A 13,376-nucleotide genomic window follows, 5' to 3' on the forward strand; every position below is an offset into this window, starting at 1 on the left:
AATAGTAGTTTTCCAGATAGCCGTATACCAGAACTTTCAACAACAGTTTGGGATGGTAACTACTAGCCCCATTTTCAGAGAACCGATTATAAACAGAACTAAGATCAATCTGGTCAATAATCTGGTTGACGGTTCGTCCGGGATGGTTTAACGGAATAAGTTCTTCCAAACTTGGTGGAAGAAACATTAGCTGGTTGGGATTGTAGTCTTTAAAGCCTACATTTAAGTCTTGTTTTTGCACACCTCAAATTACAACATTTGAGTTAAACAGGAAAGGCTAGCCGAGAAATCGACTAGCCTTTAAACTATCTATTTTTGAGACAGCCTCTTTTTTGAGATAAATTTTATACCCAAAAGTCTTCTTCCCAAAGCCTAAACCCTCCTTTGAATGCATTTTGGTTGGTGCCTAAGCGACAGCCTTCCGGTACTTCAGTGAGCAGTTTTGAATTACCACCACCCAATACCACATCCTCGGGCTGAAAGGCATCTCTAAAAATCTCTACCGCTTTGTTCACATGTTTTTCCCATCTTTTTTGTCCACTATTAAATAAATAGGGTTTACCGATGTAGGATTCAAAAGTAGTTTTCTTGTAGGGTAAATGTCCCCCTTCTATAGGAAGTACGGTGCGATTCATGACCATGGCAGTGCCCAGTCCGGTACCCAAACCTAAAAAGAGAAGCTTTTTACCTTCAAAGCTTCCCAAAGCTTGCATTGCCGCATCATTGATTATTTTAATCGGACATCCAAAAGCTGCTTCAAAATCAAAATCGGTCCAACCTTTTCCCATATTCACAGGTTCGCTCATGATTTTATTATGCTTGACCACTCCGGGATATCCCATGGTAATGACATCATATTCCCAATTTGCAGCATGTTCTTCGATTAATGGAATCAATTGGTCAGGCGTAAATTCACTTCCAGAAGGAATTTTGATTCGCTCGGGCTGTCCTGTTGCCAAGATTTTCACATTGGAACCACCGATATCAATGACAAGGATTTTCTGATTGGATTTTTTCATTCGGTCAACTAGCCACTCGGGCTGAAATACTGTTTTTAGATTCAATGGTGAAACTATAAAATTTCAAGGAAAAAGCTTGTACCATTCTTCGCATTTTAAAGAGATAGAAAGCAGAAAATGATTTTTCTCAAAACTTAGGTTTTTTGGCTTTTCTATTCTTAATCGAGAAAAGATTGAAAATAAAGAGACCAAAATCTCGACCCTATTGAGATATTTCAGATTAAAATACCATGTATTAATAACTTAAACGAAGATTATATCTTCCTAGAATCAAACAGAGATCAGTTTAAAATGAAAATGACTTTCTTGGTTTTTGTTGGATGTGATTTCTTTGCCTAAATGATAAAATGCCTCCAAGAGAGAAGCATTTTGGAATTTTCCCGCATCAATAGCCTTAAAACCTATCAGTTCTATCAATCGTCGGACTCTATTTTTCTCGGGAATTTCATCTCCACAAAAATAGACTTCTTTAATGATACCCAAGGGGTCGGAGTGAGGGTAGTCAGCTCCCAAATTATTAAAGGCTTTGAATAGTTGAGCCTTAGGGGCTATTCGTTTCAGTACTTTTGTGGGTGAGTGACTGATTTTACTTTCATATTCCGTATTGGTGCAGTCAATGATGATTTTATTCGCAGTATCTGAATTTTTGAAGGCTTCCCAGATTTGAGGGAGCAAATGATGGTCACTGCAGATCAGAATAATTTCGCCTTGAATGATTGAAGATTCAAAAGGACAAATTCGATGATGAAGTCGATTGAGCATCTTCCATTCAGTTTCTTCAGCATTAAATTCTGGATGGACACCAAATGAAACTTGAATCCCTGAATCAATAAACTTTTTACCCAAGGTCTTGGCCAAAGAGCTTCCTCCTAGTATACTTATTTTCATAGATTATATGGGGTTGAAAGATCTAGAATTGGATGATTTAGGTAATTTTTACTTCGATAAAATCGATTTAATCTACTGAAAAATAGTGGATTGTAGATCAATTAAAAAATAAAATTTGGTAAAAAAACAAGATGCTAAACAAACAGCTTTTTACTAGGCGTAAAGCTTTCTTTTTTGAATTTGAAAGTTAAAGTCTTAAACTAAGGGTCTCGAACAGGTTCTGTTAGGCCTCAGAACTTAAGTTGAAAAAATCAGTTATCTGAAGTAGTATTTGCTATAAGCTTTTTAAAACCTTTTAATGACAAAATTGACGAACAATAAGCATCAAATCATCACCTTTACCTTATTCAGATTTGAAGGCAGTAATGCATTTTGGATTTTTCGACAGATGTCCAAATCCATCAAAGAGTTTAAAAAAGTGAATGGCTTGGAATTTTTCAAATTGATGGGGAGCGGTGGGAAAAATGGATTTTCAAAAATGCTAAATGTTAACGTCTACGCACTTTTGGGAGTTTGGGAATCTGAAGAGGCAGCCACTCGCTATTTTGAGGAATCCGATCACTTTGACGAATTTGAATCCCGTTCCAAAGAGCTTTGGACCATTTATATGAGCACCTGTAAATCTCATGGGAAATGGTCAGGTGTAAATCCCTTTAACCCCGTACAAAGCTATCAGTCAGGCCCTATTGCAGTCATCACCCGTGCTCGAATCAAATTCCGTTTTTTAAGAAAATTTTGGAGTTATGTGCCTTCGGTGAGTAAAAATTTGGAGGACAGGGATGGAACTATATTTTCCATAGGAATAGGAGAGTATCCTTGGCTAATGCAAGCGACTTTTAGCCTTTGGGAGGATCAAGAATCTATGCGAAACTACGCCTATCAGTCCAAGCTTCATAGCGAGGTAATTCAAAAAACCCGCAGTTTAGGTTGGTACAGTGAGGAGCTCTTTGCAAATTTCATCCCTTACAAAACAATAGGTTCGTGGGAAGGTGAGAATCCTCTCAAATCACTGATTTCCAGATTTGAGTAGCTTTGACTAATCAAACAGTCCTACATTTTATCCGAAGATTCCCGAAATGCTACCTCCGTCGTGACTGATGGTTTGTCCGGTGATGAAGCTGCTATGTTCCGAAAGTAGGTAAACGGCCAAGGAAGCCAATTCTTCACCTTTTCCCATTCGTCCAACCGGGATGTTCTTTTCCATAGTCATTTTCGCTTCTTCATAGGAAATGTTTTCCTGACTGCTTTTATTTTTAATGACCCGCTCGATCGCTGGAGTAGCATGAGACCCGGGTGCCAAAACATTTACGGTGACACCTTTGGCGGCAATTTCCAAAGCGAGAGTTTTGGCAAAGCCGACAACTGCTGCACGAAAGGCATTACTTAAGGTCAGTGCAGGAAGAGGTTGTTTTACCGATTGACTTTCTAAAAAGAGGATTCTTCCGTATCCATTATTCACTAGGAGTGGAGCTAGCCTTAGTGAAAGGTCGATTTTCCAACGCATAACCGATTGCCAAGCTTCATCCCAATCACTCATCCTAGTTTCAAGGGGAGTACCAGTAGAGGGGCCTCCGGCATTAATGAATACTCCATGAAAACCCTGATTTTGGACAGAGTTAAAAATTCTGTCCAGCGTTTTTTCAGAGGTCAAACTACCAGCTATGATTTCTGACTGATGTTCAAAATCTCCAAATTTATCATGAAGGAGCTCTTCTCTTCTTGCGACTAAGATTACACGGGCGCCTTCAGTCAAAAGTAGTCGCGCCACTGCCTCACCAAAACCGCTGCTAGCCCCGCAGACGATAAATCGTTGATTGGTTAATTTTAGATCCATTTGGGTAGATGTTGAAAACTCATTAATAGGAACCTGATTCAAATAGCTTGAATTTAAACAAATTATCAAAAAAGATGGATTATCTCAGGAGTTGACTTAAGGTAATAAGCTTGATTTCGGGTTCATAGAGTCGAATAAATCTGAGGTATGAAGCTTATTTCCCGATACAAAACTTCGAAAAGATATTCGCCAACAAGTCATCGGTGGTGATTTCACCGGTGATTTCACCGAGGAAATGCAGGGACCTGCGGATGTCCATAGCCAAGAAATCATTGGTCACTTCCTGATCTAATCCCCCCAATACATCGAGTAGAGGCTCTCTGGTTCTCGTCAATGAATCGTAGTGCCGGATGTTGGTGACCACCGTATTTCCAGTCTTGAATTTATCCAGATTTACCAGCTCCAAAATTTTCACTTTCAGCCCTTCCAGATTTTCTTTTTGACCCGCTGAGATAAAAATTACATCCGGATGATTTTCTTTTAACTCATTGATAATATTATCCTTAGCCTTATCAGTTTTATTAGCTACTTTTAGGAAAGGGACTCCCAGATTTTCTAGCTTGTTGATGTCTCGATTGATCTCCACGAGGTCTGTATCACTCAAGTCAAAAAGGTAAAGAATCAAGGAAGCAGTCTTCATTTTTTCTTGCGTACGACTGACCCCTATGGCCTCTATGGTATCTGTAGTCTCCCGAAGTCCGGCCGTATCGATGAATCGAAAAATCACTCCGCCGATATTGATTTCATCTTCTATAAAATCTCGAGTGGTTCCTGCAATATCAGAGACGATAGCTTTCTCCTCATTCAATAGAGCATTGAGAAGGGTAGACTTTCCGGCATTGGGCTTTCCTGCGATGACTGTGGGTACTCCGTTTTTGATTACATTGCCCAAATCAAAGCTGAGAATTAATTCCTCTACCACTCTAAGTAGCTTCTCTACCAATACTCTCAAATCCTCTCTACTTGCAAACTCTACGTCTTCCTCCACAAAATCGAGTTCGAGCTCGATCATTGAAGCAAAATGAATCAGCTGCGCCCTTAATTCTTGAATCTCAGAAGAAAACCCTCCTCGCATCTGATTGAGGGCTGCGCTGTGAGATGCTTCAGAGTCGGCATGAATCAAATCTGCTACGGCTTCGGCTTGTGCCAGATCAAACTGACCATTTAAGAAAGCCCGCTGTGTAAACTCGCCGGGTTTGGCAGGGCGTACGCCCTTTTTGACAAATAAGCGAATGACTTGATTGATAATATAAGATGAACCGTGGGTAGAAATCTCCACTACGTTTTCCTTGGTGAAGGATTTTGGGGCCACAAATAAGGAGACTAGTACTTCGTCGATGACACGTTCTCCATTTCTTATCGTTCCAAAATGGATGGTATGGCTTGCCTGTTTTTCCAAGTCTTTACCATAAAAAACTTCATTACAAACTCTAATGGCATCTTTGCCAGATAAGCGTATAACGGCAATAGCCCCGACTCCTTGTGGGGTAGCCAGGGCTATGATTGTGTCTTCGCGTTGGGCGAGGTTAAAACTCATGGTTTTGATCTAAAGGCTTTTTTTATCAAGTCGGTTAATCCCTCCATAAACTGCTCGGGTTTTCTATATCCCGGCAATTGAGCGATATTTTGTAAAGTAGGTTCTATTACCACAAAGTTAGGATAGGAACGAACGCGCATAGCTGCTGCCATTTGTGCTTCACTAAATGTTTTTCCCTGAAATTCGAAGGTACGCTCTGTATCTTCAGCATTCATTTTTACCGCGTAAAATGATTCATTTATGTAGGCAATTACTTTGGGGTCGGTAAAGGTCTCTTTATCCATTTTCTTGCACCAGCCACACCAATCCGTGTACACATCCACCAGGAGCATCTTGGGATTTACTTGGTTGGCTGCGATGGCATCTTCAAATTTCATCCATTCGATTTTGTCCTGAGCTAATCCAATCTGGGCAAATAAGAACAATGAAATCAAAAGGGAATATTTTTTCATAACCTGTATCATCAAGCAATAAACGACTTCTCAGTTTTTTGAGTTCCAATACTAAATTTAGACTTTTTACTCTTTACTACCGCTGAAATTAGAAAAATAACACCAGCAACTGTCACCATCATCCCCGCGATAGAAGAATCCAGCCAAAATGCCAAGTAGTATCCTAAGATGGAGATTACGATTCCCAGAACTACCGTCAGTTTAATAAGAGGTATGAGGGCTTTGGTCCACAAAAAGGCGATAGCAGGGGGGACCACTAGCAGTGCAACTACCAATATAGCGCCTACTGCTTCGAAAGAACTCACGGTGGTGTAAGAGACCATACTCATCAGGGCTAAATTGATCGCACCAGCGGGGATGCCTAGCGCCAAACCAAAATTTTCATCAAAACTAGTGAGCTTTAATTCCTTAAATAATAGGCGGATAAATAGCAGTACCAAAAGTAAATTTAACAAAGCAAGCCAGCTAATTCTCGGACCCATACTCATACCCGATCCTGTAATCCACAGGTCAATTGGCAGGTAGGCGATTTCTCCATAAAGAACGCATTCCTGATCCAAGTCAACTTTGTAGGCTAAAATATTGATGAGAATTATCCCAATGGCAAAAAGGAGGGTAAAGGTAATTCCTATGGAAGCGTCAAGCTGTACTTTTGCTTTTTTCCGAAGCCAGTCTATCATCAGCGTGGCCAAAATCCCCAAAAGTCCGGCGCCAATAATGACCTCTATTCCTCTTTGGCTTCCGGATACAAAGAACCCAATCACTATTCCCGGTAAAACGGCATGAGATATTGCATCCCCAGTCATTGCCATTTTCCGGAGCATCATAAATACTCCCAAAAGCCCACAGGATATCGCAATCAGTGAAGCGGTGGTAATGATCAAAAAGGCATTGGAATCAAAACTAATCATGATCTCTAGGGATGTTTTCTTGGTGAGGGTCTAGCTTAGGATAGTTCAAACGACTTTCCAGTAATTCTTCAAGTTCAGGCGTCAGCAAATGCTCGAGTTTTTCGGCCGAATCATGCACGTGGTCAGGAGCAATATTCATGTATTCATTCAGATAGGATTCCCATAGTCTATGCAGGCGAACTACCCGTTTAGCCTCTGTTCTTCCTTGCTCTGTTAATTTTATAAAATTTTGATTTATAAATAGTTGACTATCATTTTCTAAACTTTTGATAGAGCGAAGGGATTGCTTCTTTTGTTCAGGGTAAAGCATATAGATTTCTTCTATGAGAAGACCTTCTTTCCCTTCTTCGCTAGCTTTATAGAGACTCTTCAAGATGTGCTCATTTTGAGTCTTTTTGAGATAATTTTTGCGGGCAAAATTACGGTACAATAATCCCCGCTTGGGAGCGAAGAGAAATGAAATTAAAGCCAGAACCGATAAGCTGACCACCACCCAAGGACCGGTGGGCATTTGAGGAATCACATAAGAAATGTAGGTTCCGATAATTCCTGAGATGACTGCAAAAATTCCTGCGAGAACCAGTAGAACAGAAAGTCGATCAGTCCAAAAACGAGCCGCGGCTCCCGGGGTGATCAATAAGGCAGCCATCAATACGACTCCAATCGCCTGAATACCGATGACTACTGATAAAATCATCAGCACATTAAAAAGCAATCGAATGCTTCCCATCGGATAGCCAATGGCTTTGCCGTATTCGGCATTGAAGACCAAAAGGCTAAACTCCTTTAGAAAAAGGCTTAACACTAAAATGATGAACACCGCCAAGCCTCCATAGATCCAGAGGTCTTCCTCCAAAATGCCAATTGCATTTCCAAAAATAAATTGGTTCAAGCCGGCCATCTCAGGATTACCTGATTTTTGGATCACTGTCAAAAGCACGATTCCAAAACCAAAAAAAACAGATAGGATAGAAGCTATGATCGTGTCTTCGCTGAGTTTTGTGTTTTCTTTGAGCCAGGAGCTCAAAAAAGTAGCTATGGCTCCAGAGACAAATGCCCCACCTACAATGTAGATGGGATTCTTTTCGCCCGCCAAAATAAAACCCAAACAAATACCGGGTAGTACGGCATGGGAAATGGCATCTCCGAGCAAGGCTTTTTTGTCCAAAAAGCTGAATGTGCCCACATAGGCAGAACCGATTCCCAATAGCGTAATGCCAATTACGATAAAGGCGATTGAGGCATCTTGAAATGTAAAGAAGTATAGAAATTGATCCATCTTTAACTTTTCAGAGGGTTAAAATCCTTTTGACGGATCACATCGCTGACCTTGGTGAGCAGATTGAGTTTTCCGCCATAGGTTTTGCGGAGTAATTCTTCAGTTACCACTTCGGCCTTAGGGCCTGAGGCGACAAGGTGAAGATTGAGCATGATCATCCAGTCAAAATATTTCATAGCAGAATGAATGTCATGATGTACCACGATGACTGTTTTTCCTGCTTGAGTCATTTCCTGCAGCAATTCAAAAATGGCATTCTCTGTAGCCATGTCTACTCCTGCAAAAGGCTCATCCATCAAGTACAAGTCTGCTTCTTGTGCCAAAGCTCTTGCTATAAACACACGCTGCTGCTGCCCACCTGATAATTCTGAAATTTGCCTTTTGCTAAAGGCGCTCATTCCCACTTTTTCCAAACATTCTAGCGACAGTGCTTTTTCTTTTTTTCCGGGCCGCTTGAAAATTCCCAACTTCCCATAAGTACCCATCATCACTACATCGAGGACTGAGGCAGGAAAATTCCAATCTACTGACTCACGCTGCGGAACATAGCTGATTTGACTGCGGACCTGCTCCAAGTTTTTATCGAAAATCTTGACAAAACCACTGTTGTGATCCACCAGCCCCATGATGGCTTTGATTAAAGTGGATTTGCCGGCACCATTTGGTCCGAGTATTCCGATCAATTGACCGGCGGGCAAGGATAGGTCCACATTCCAGAGGACAGGACTCTGCTCATAACTGACGGTGAGATCGTGAACTTCCAATACAGGATTTTCTACTTGTTTGATCATGGGTTTAAACTTTCAAAGATGATGTTGAGATTAGTCCTTACCATGCCGATATAAGTACCGGCAGGAGAATTGGGTTCGTCAAGACTATCTGTATAAAGTGGTCCAGCTAGTTCTAATTGGTGGCCTTGATTTTTACCCGCAGCTACCAAAGCTTCGATGGCTTTCGGGGAAATGGTTTGCTCTGCGAATACAGCTTTTATCTTTCTCTCAGCGACAAATTCTGCCAAGTCTGTCAAATCACGGATTCCAGGTTCGCTTAATGTAGATAGACCTTGCAAACCTTTTACTTCAAAATCATAAGCTTTCCCAAAATATGCAAAGGCATCGTGCGCAGTGATCAAAGCCTGACGAGTTGACTTCAATTCATTGACTTTCGTTCGAATATCCTTATCCAATTCCTCAAGTTGTATTTGGTAAAGCATTGAATTTTGTTCAATGGCTGAACGCCATTCAGGTTTCCATTCTGAAATCTTTTCTGCCGTATGTTGCATGGCTATTGACCAAAGTTTAACGTCAAACCAAATATGAGGATCGACACTATGAGCCTCTGGACCTGAACGGATTAAATGGATTTCAGGAATACTTTCTGAGCTATTGATGATAGATTGACTGAAGTTTAATTTTTCAAATATTTCTGTCATTTTACCCTCTAGAAACAAACCATGATAGATCACAAGGTCTGCTTTTTGGAGTAGGTCTAGATCTCTGACAGAGGCTTTGTAAAGATGTGGGTCTACTCCCGCGGGCATCAGGGATACTACTTCTGCCTGATCGCCTACTAGATTTTTCACACCATCTGCCAAAATGCTCGTGGTTGCGACTATCAGTGGTTTTTCACGGAGACTATCCGTCTCAAACCTACAGGCGATTAAGCTACTTAAGAGGAAAATGAATAATAGGTTTTTCACGTGTCTATAATTGATTTTCAAAGGTCAGAACTTGTCCCGAACTTGATCCGAGAAAATCTCGCATGGTGACCCCGATGTATCGGGTCATTCCTCTTTGTGACTTTTGACTCATGCTCGATTTCATGACTGAAGAACTAGAATATTTGAACCCACATCCTTAGACATGAAAAGCGTTTTCTTCTGATCGACAAGTATCTCTAGAGAGCCATCAAACTCTACCTTGTCAAGTACCTTGATCCTAGCACCGATATAGGCACCCACTTTATCCAAGTATCTTAGGAAAGCAGCTGAACTATCTTTCACGGCCACAATTTGACCTGACTGATCCACTTCCATTTCATTTAGAGGGATTCTTGGTCTTGACCTGACATCTCCGTATTCATCCGGTATAGGATCTCCATGTGGGTCAAATTTGGGAAAATTCAAAAAGGCATCAAGTCGCTGTATGAGTAGGGGAGACTGTATGTGTTCCAATTCTTCGGCTACTTCATGTACCTCATCCCAGGCAAAATTGAGCTTCTCAACCAAGAAAACTTCCCAAAGCCGGTGCTTTCGGATGGTTTGAAGAGCTCTTCTTTTTCCTTCTTCTGTGATGTGTACGCCGTAATATTTTCGGTATTGGATGACTTCTTTTTCTCCCAGTTTTCTGAGCATATCAGAGACGGAGGCAGGCTTGGTATTCATCTCCGCTGCTACATCATTGGTAGACACTGATTTCTTTCCTTCCTCAGAGAGGTGGTAGATGGCTTTTAAATAATTCTCTTCTGCTGTCGTCAAATTCATGATCCCGGTTTTAATAAGACAAATGTAAAAAATAATTTAGCTATATCTAAATAAATATTTGATTTAGGCTAAATCGACTGTGGAAAACTCAAATTTATTTGTGTTTTCTGTATTAGACTTGCCTAAAAAAATATTTAAATTAGACTACAAAATATAGTATCACATTGTAAATCAATTTAATGGGATCATTAAAATTACTTGAACTAACGAAATTCAGTTTTCAAACGTAAAGCAAAGGGAGTTTCCGTATTGTGAAATGGGTGTAAAAAATAACGGGGTTGTGGATTTTTCCACACTTATCCACTCTAAGGAATTGGAGGCTTTTTATAAGGAATCGATAAGATTCAGAAAATCATCTTGTTGACTTTCCCAATAGATTTCCACAGGAACATCTGAAATGAAATAGTCTTTGATAAGCGCCTGTTGAAAAGTCTCGCTTGCACCTGAAAGCTTTTTGAAGTCTATTTCAAAGCCACCTTGATAGGCATAGATGAATTTTTTCCATTTAGGATTAGGACTGAAAAGTAAAGGTCTTTTTAAAGCAGCAGCTTCATAAATCTTAGTTGGCATTTTGGATTTGATTTCATCTTTTTGTTGATAGGGCATCAAAATAAAATCAGCTTTTTCGTAAGCCGCTAATAGTTCAGAATGAGGAATGGGGTCTTCCGAAAGTGTAAAAATGATATTGGGGTTATCGCTTGCTATTTCTCTCAGGTAGCTGAGATAAGCACGAAGAGGAACATGTCCTATCAAAATCAATACGCTATCTGTATAATTGGATTGGATCACCTTAAACCATTCGATGGCTTCTTCACTTCCAAAAGCCGGGGTGATGGTGCCGCCTAGGACAAATTGAAATCCAGCATTTTTCTTTTTTATTGGAATGGACAGGTTTTTGTTTTGAGCATTTCCTCTAAATTTATTTTCTAAGATCAAATAGGGTTTTTTGAGCGGCATTTCTTTCTTATAGACAGCCTCAGCCAATAAATAATAGTCAATGCCTTTGGACCTTTCCGCCTTTTTGATCAAACTTTTGGCGAGCTGCTTTCTCCAAGTGGAGAGGTTAGGGTTGAGATTCAGATTGGCGATGTAGTTTTCCTGTACATCATAGATGAGTTTGAAATTTAGAATAGGCTTTAAAAGCTTGGCAATAGGTAAATATTCCCAAGTACAGCAAATCACCAGTTGAGGTCTGATTTTCAAAAGGGTATATAAGAATCGCAAGGGCATGAGAATTCTTTTCAATAGAGATTTTGTATCGTTGATTGAACTAAAAAATCGAATTCCCTCTTGATTTAAAGGTGATTTTAAGGAAAAGCCTATGAAGTTTAGGCTGTATTTATTTGTTTCACGCAGCGAAAGACCGAGCTTTTCAAAAGCCCTGGAATCCCTGATAGGTTTCAGGCCTGATGCAATCAAAATTATAGGCTTGTTCTCCTTATCACCATGCATAAAACGAAACTAAACAAAATAATGGAACTAAAGACCATCATCGAGAGAGCCTGGGAAAACCGGGAATTGTTAAAAGAAAAGGAAACTGGAATAGCTATTAAAACTGTGATTGCAGATTTGGATGCGGGAGACCTTCGGGTAGCCGAACCTGCCGAAGATGGATCTTGGAAAGTGAACGATTGGGTGAAGAAAGCTGTCATTCTTTATTTCCCTATTCAAAAAATGCAAACCATAGAGGTGGGACCTTTTGAATTTCACGATAAAATGGCCCTTAAAACAAATTATGCTAAGCAAGGAGTGAGAGTTGTACCCCATGCGATAGCTAGGTATGGAGCTCATTTGGCGAGTGGCGTGGTGATGATGCCTAGCTATGTCAACATCGGCGCGTTCGTGGATAGTGGCACGATGGTTGATACTTGGGCGACAGTCGGTTCATGTGCTCAGATCGGCAAAAATGTGCATCTCAGTGGAGGTGTGGGGATCGGTGGAGTTTTAGAGCCTGTCCAAGCAGCACCTGTTATTGTAGAAGATGGAGCTTTTGTAGGGTCTCGTGCTATTATTGTAGAAGGAGTGAGGATCGGAAAAGAAGCTGTAATCGGTGCAGGAGTGACGCTCACAGCTAGCTCTAAAATTATCGATGTGACTGGCGCCGAGCCAGTAGAATATAAGGGCTACGTTCCTCCTCGATCCGTTGTCATTCCAGGCTCCTTACCAAAGGAATTCGCCGCCGGAACTTATCAGGTGCCATGTGCTTTGATTATAGGGCAACGAAAAGCCTCTACAGACCTCAAAACCTCATTAAATGATGCGCTGAGAGAAAATAATGTAGCAGTCTAAACCAACTTATATGAAATTTTCAATTCGGGTGGGAATTGCTGTACTTTTCAGTGCAGTAATTTTCGCTTGTTCTAATTCAGGTCCTGAAAAGGGTGATGTGTATTATAATCAAGGTGATTATGAAAATGCTATCAGCGCTTACACAGAAAAATTAAAGTATAAACCTAATGATGTATCTGCGCTCTATAATAGAGGTAGAGCTTATGAAGAAAGTGGTCAATTAGATTTGGCCTTAAGTGATTTTGAAAAGGCACTTGAGTCAGACCCCAATAATTTCCAGATCTTACTAAGTCTTTCGAATATTCATTATACCAAAGAGAATTATACCAACTCTCTCTTATTTGCCAATAGAGCGGAAGAAATACCAGGCGCACCTGCTATGGCTTCCTTTATGAAAGGCAGAGCCTACCATTCTCTGGGAGATACTGAGGCGGCATTGAAAGCTTACGGAAATGCCATCAGATTGGATAAGGAGTATGGTCAAGCCTATTATAGTCGTGGAATGCTCAAAGTAAGTATCAAAAGAATGGGTAGTGCTTGTGAGGATTTTCAGTTGGCCAAAGGTTTAGAATATCCTGGAGCCGCAGAGGCTTTTACTAAATACTGCAATTGATTACACCAAAACCTTTCAAAAAAGCCTGTCAAAATCACAGAATTGACAGGCTTTTTTGATTAATATTTTTTA

General features: G+C 40.5%; 15 protein-coding genes. 3 read left to right on the forward strand and 12 right to left on the reverse strand.

Annotated features, from left to right (window positions below; translation table 11 throughout):
- From BLQ57_RS21380 to BLQ57_RS18600, 3 genes are all read right to left on the reverse strand, one after another.
- On the reverse strand, nt 1-187 hold a 187-nt coding region (locus tag BLQ57_RS21380; protein WP_394331279.1), incomplete at its 3' end, for a transposase.
- A gap of 157 nt (nt 188-344) precedes the next feature.
- Nucleotides 345-1,019 carry an ROK family protein gene (locus BLQ57_RS18595; RefSeq protein ID WP_087941142.1) on the reverse strand — a complete coding sequence of 225 codons (675 nt, stop codon included), beginning with the start codon at nt 1,017-1,019 and terminating at the stop codon, nt 345-347.
- A gap of 270 nt (nt 1,020-1,289) precedes the next feature.
- Complete coding sequence (locus BLQ57_RS18600; protein WP_087941141.1) at nt 1,290-1,907, reverse strand: NADPH-dependent F420 reductase; 618 nt, start codon at nt 1,905-1,907, stop codon at nt 1,290-1,292.
- A gap of 298 nt (nt 1,908-2,205) precedes the next feature.
- Here BLQ57_RS18600 and BLQ57_RS18605 point away from each other — a divergent pair, with 298 nt between their 5' ends.
- A complete protein-coding gene (locus tag BLQ57_RS18605; RefSeq protein ID WP_087941140.1) occupies nt 2,206-2,937 on the forward strand; it encodes a hypothetical protein in 732 nt (243 codons plus the stop codon).
- Nucleotides 2,938-2,964: 27 nt separating this feature from the next.
- Here BLQ57_RS18605 and BLQ57_RS18610 read toward each other — a convergent pair whose 3' ends face one another.
- The 9 genes from BLQ57_RS18610 to BLQ57_RS18650 all read right to left on the reverse strand — a co-directional run bounded on the left by BLQ57_RS18610 (nt 2,965) and on the right by BLQ57_RS18650 (nt 11,647).
- Nucleotides 2,965-3,741, reverse strand: a complete 777-nt coding sequence (locus tag BLQ57_RS18610; RefSeq protein WP_092824169.1) for an SDR family oxidoreductase — start codon at nt 3,739-3,741, stop codon at nt 2,965-2,967.
- Between the two features lie 154 nt (nt 3,742-3,895).
- The gene (gene mnmE, locus BLQ57_RS18615) at nt 3,896-5,278 is read right to left on the reverse strand and encodes a tRNA uridine-5-carboxymethylaminomethyl(34) synthesis GTPase MnmE (protein WP_087941138.1); all 1,383 of its coding nucleotides are present in this window, start codon (nt 5,276-5,278) and stop codon (nt 3,896-3,898) included.
- Nucleotides 5,275-5,730, reverse strand: coding sequence for a thioredoxin family protein (locus BLQ57_RS18620; RefSeq protein ID WP_087941147.1), 456 nt, complete (start codon nt 5,728-5,730; stop codon nt 5,275-5,277). Before BLQ57_RS18620 ends, mnmE begins: the two co-directional genes overlap by 4 nt.
- 11 nt (nt 5,731-5,741) lie before the next feature.
- A complete protein-coding gene (locus BLQ57_RS18625) occupies nt 5,742-6,641 on the reverse strand; it encodes a metal ABC transporter permease (RefSeq protein ID WP_240507871.1) in 900 nt (299 codons plus the stop codon).
- Complete coding sequence (locus BLQ57_RS18630; RefSeq protein WP_087941137.1) at nt 6,634-7,920, reverse strand: metal ABC transporter permease; 1,287 nt, start codon at nt 7,918-7,920, stop codon at nt 6,634-6,636. The genes BLQ57_RS18625 and BLQ57_RS18630 overlap by 8 nt, the downstream gene beginning before the upstream one ends.
- Nucleotides 7,921-7,922: 2 nt before the next feature.
- On the reverse strand, nt 7,923-8,711 hold the full coding sequence (locus BLQ57_RS18635; protein ID WP_087941136.1) for a metal ABC transporter ATP-binding protein: 789 nt from the start codon (nt 8,709-8,711) through the stop codon (nt 7,923-7,925).
- Nucleotides 8,708-9,619 carry a metal ABC transporter solute-binding protein, Zn/Mn family gene (locus tag BLQ57_RS18640; protein WP_087941145.1) on the reverse strand — a complete coding sequence of 304 codons (912 nt, stop codon included), beginning with the start codon at nt 9,617-9,619 and terminating at the stop codon, nt 8,708-8,710. The genes BLQ57_RS18635 and BLQ57_RS18640 overlap by 4 nt, the downstream gene beginning before the upstream one ends.
- A gap of 120 nt (nt 9,620-9,739) precedes the next feature.
- The gene (locus BLQ57_RS18645) at nt 9,740-10,405 is read right to left on the reverse strand and encodes a metal-dependent transcriptional regulator (protein WP_087941135.1); all 666 of its coding nucleotides are present in this window, start codon (nt 10,403-10,405) and stop codon (nt 9,740-9,742) included.
- 321 nt (nt 10,406-10,726) lie between these two features.
- Nucleotides 10,727-11,647: a glycosyltransferase family protein gene (locus BLQ57_RS18650; RefSeq protein ID WP_139162810.1), complete on the reverse strand. Its 921-nt coding sequence runs from the start codon at nt 11,645-11,647 to the stop codon at nt 10,727-10,729.
- 228 nt (nt 11,648-11,875) lie between these two features.
- Between BLQ57_RS18650 and BLQ57_RS18655 the strand changes: the two genes are divergently transcribed.
- The gene (locus tag BLQ57_RS18655; protein WP_087941133.1) at nt 11,876-12,691 is read left to right on the forward strand and encodes a 2,3,4,5-tetrahydropyridine-2,6-dicarboxylate N-succinyltransferase; all 816 of its coding nucleotides are present in this window, start codon (nt 11,876-11,878) and stop codon (nt 12,689-12,691) included.
- A 10-nt stretch (nt 12,692-12,701) separates the two neighbouring features.
- On the forward strand, nt 12,702-13,304 hold the full coding sequence (locus BLQ57_RS18660; RefSeq protein WP_087941132.1) for a tetratricopeptide repeat protein: 603 nt from the start codon (nt 12,702-12,704) through the stop codon (nt 13,302-13,304).
- Nucleotides 13,305-13,376 lie beyond the last annotated feature (72 nt).

The organism is Algoriphagus faecimaris, from assembly GCF_900101705.1.
GTDB classification, from domain to species: Bacteria; Bacteroidota; Bacteroidia; order Cytophagales; family Cyclobacteriaceae; genus Algoriphagus; species Algoriphagus faecimaris.

Bases quoted from the DNA above. Each gene is read 5' to 3' on its own strand.
- BLQ57_RS18595 (WP_087941142.1), bottom strand. From the start codon at position 1,019: ATGAAAAAATCCAATCAGAAAATCCTTGTCATTGATATCGGTGGTTCC.
- BLQ57_RS18600 (WP_087941141.1), bottom strand. From the start codon at position 1,907: ATGAAAATAAGTATACTAGGAGGAAGCTCTTTGGCCAAGACCTTGGGT.
- BLQ57_RS18605 (WP_087941140.1), top strand. From the start codon at position 2,206: ATGACAAAATTGACGAACAATAAGCATCAAATCATCACCTTTACCTTA.
- BLQ57_RS18610 (WP_092824169.1), bottom strand. From the start codon at position 3,741: ATGGATCTAAAATTAACCAATCAACGATTTATCGTCTGCGGGGCTAGC.
- mnmE (WP_087941138.1), bottom strand. From the start codon at position 5,278: ATGAGTTTTAACCTCGCCCAACGCGAAGACACAATCATAGCCCTGGCT.
- BLQ57_RS18620 (WP_087941147.1), bottom strand. From the start codon at position 5,730: ATGAAAAAATATTCCCTTTTGATTTCATTGTTCTTATTTGCCCAGATT.
- BLQ57_RS18625 (WP_240507871.1), bottom strand. From the start codon at position 6,641: ATGATTAGTTTTGATTCCAATGCCTTTTTGATCATTACCACCGCTTCA.
- BLQ57_RS18630 (WP_087941137.1), bottom strand. From the start codon at position 7,920: ATGGATCAATTTCTATACTTCTTTACATTTCAAGATGCCTCAATCGCC.
- BLQ57_RS18635 (WP_087941136.1), bottom strand. From the start codon at position 8,711: ATGATCAAACAAGTAGAAAATCCTGTATTGGAAGTTCACGATCTCACC.
- BLQ57_RS18655 (WP_087941133.1), top strand. From the start codon at position 11,876: ATGGAACTAAAGACCATCATCGAGAGAGCCTGGGAAAACCGGGAATTG.
- BLQ57_RS18660 (WP_087941132.1), top strand. From the start codon at position 12,702: ATGAAATTTTCAATTCGGGTGGGAATTGCTGTACTTTTCAGTGCAGTA.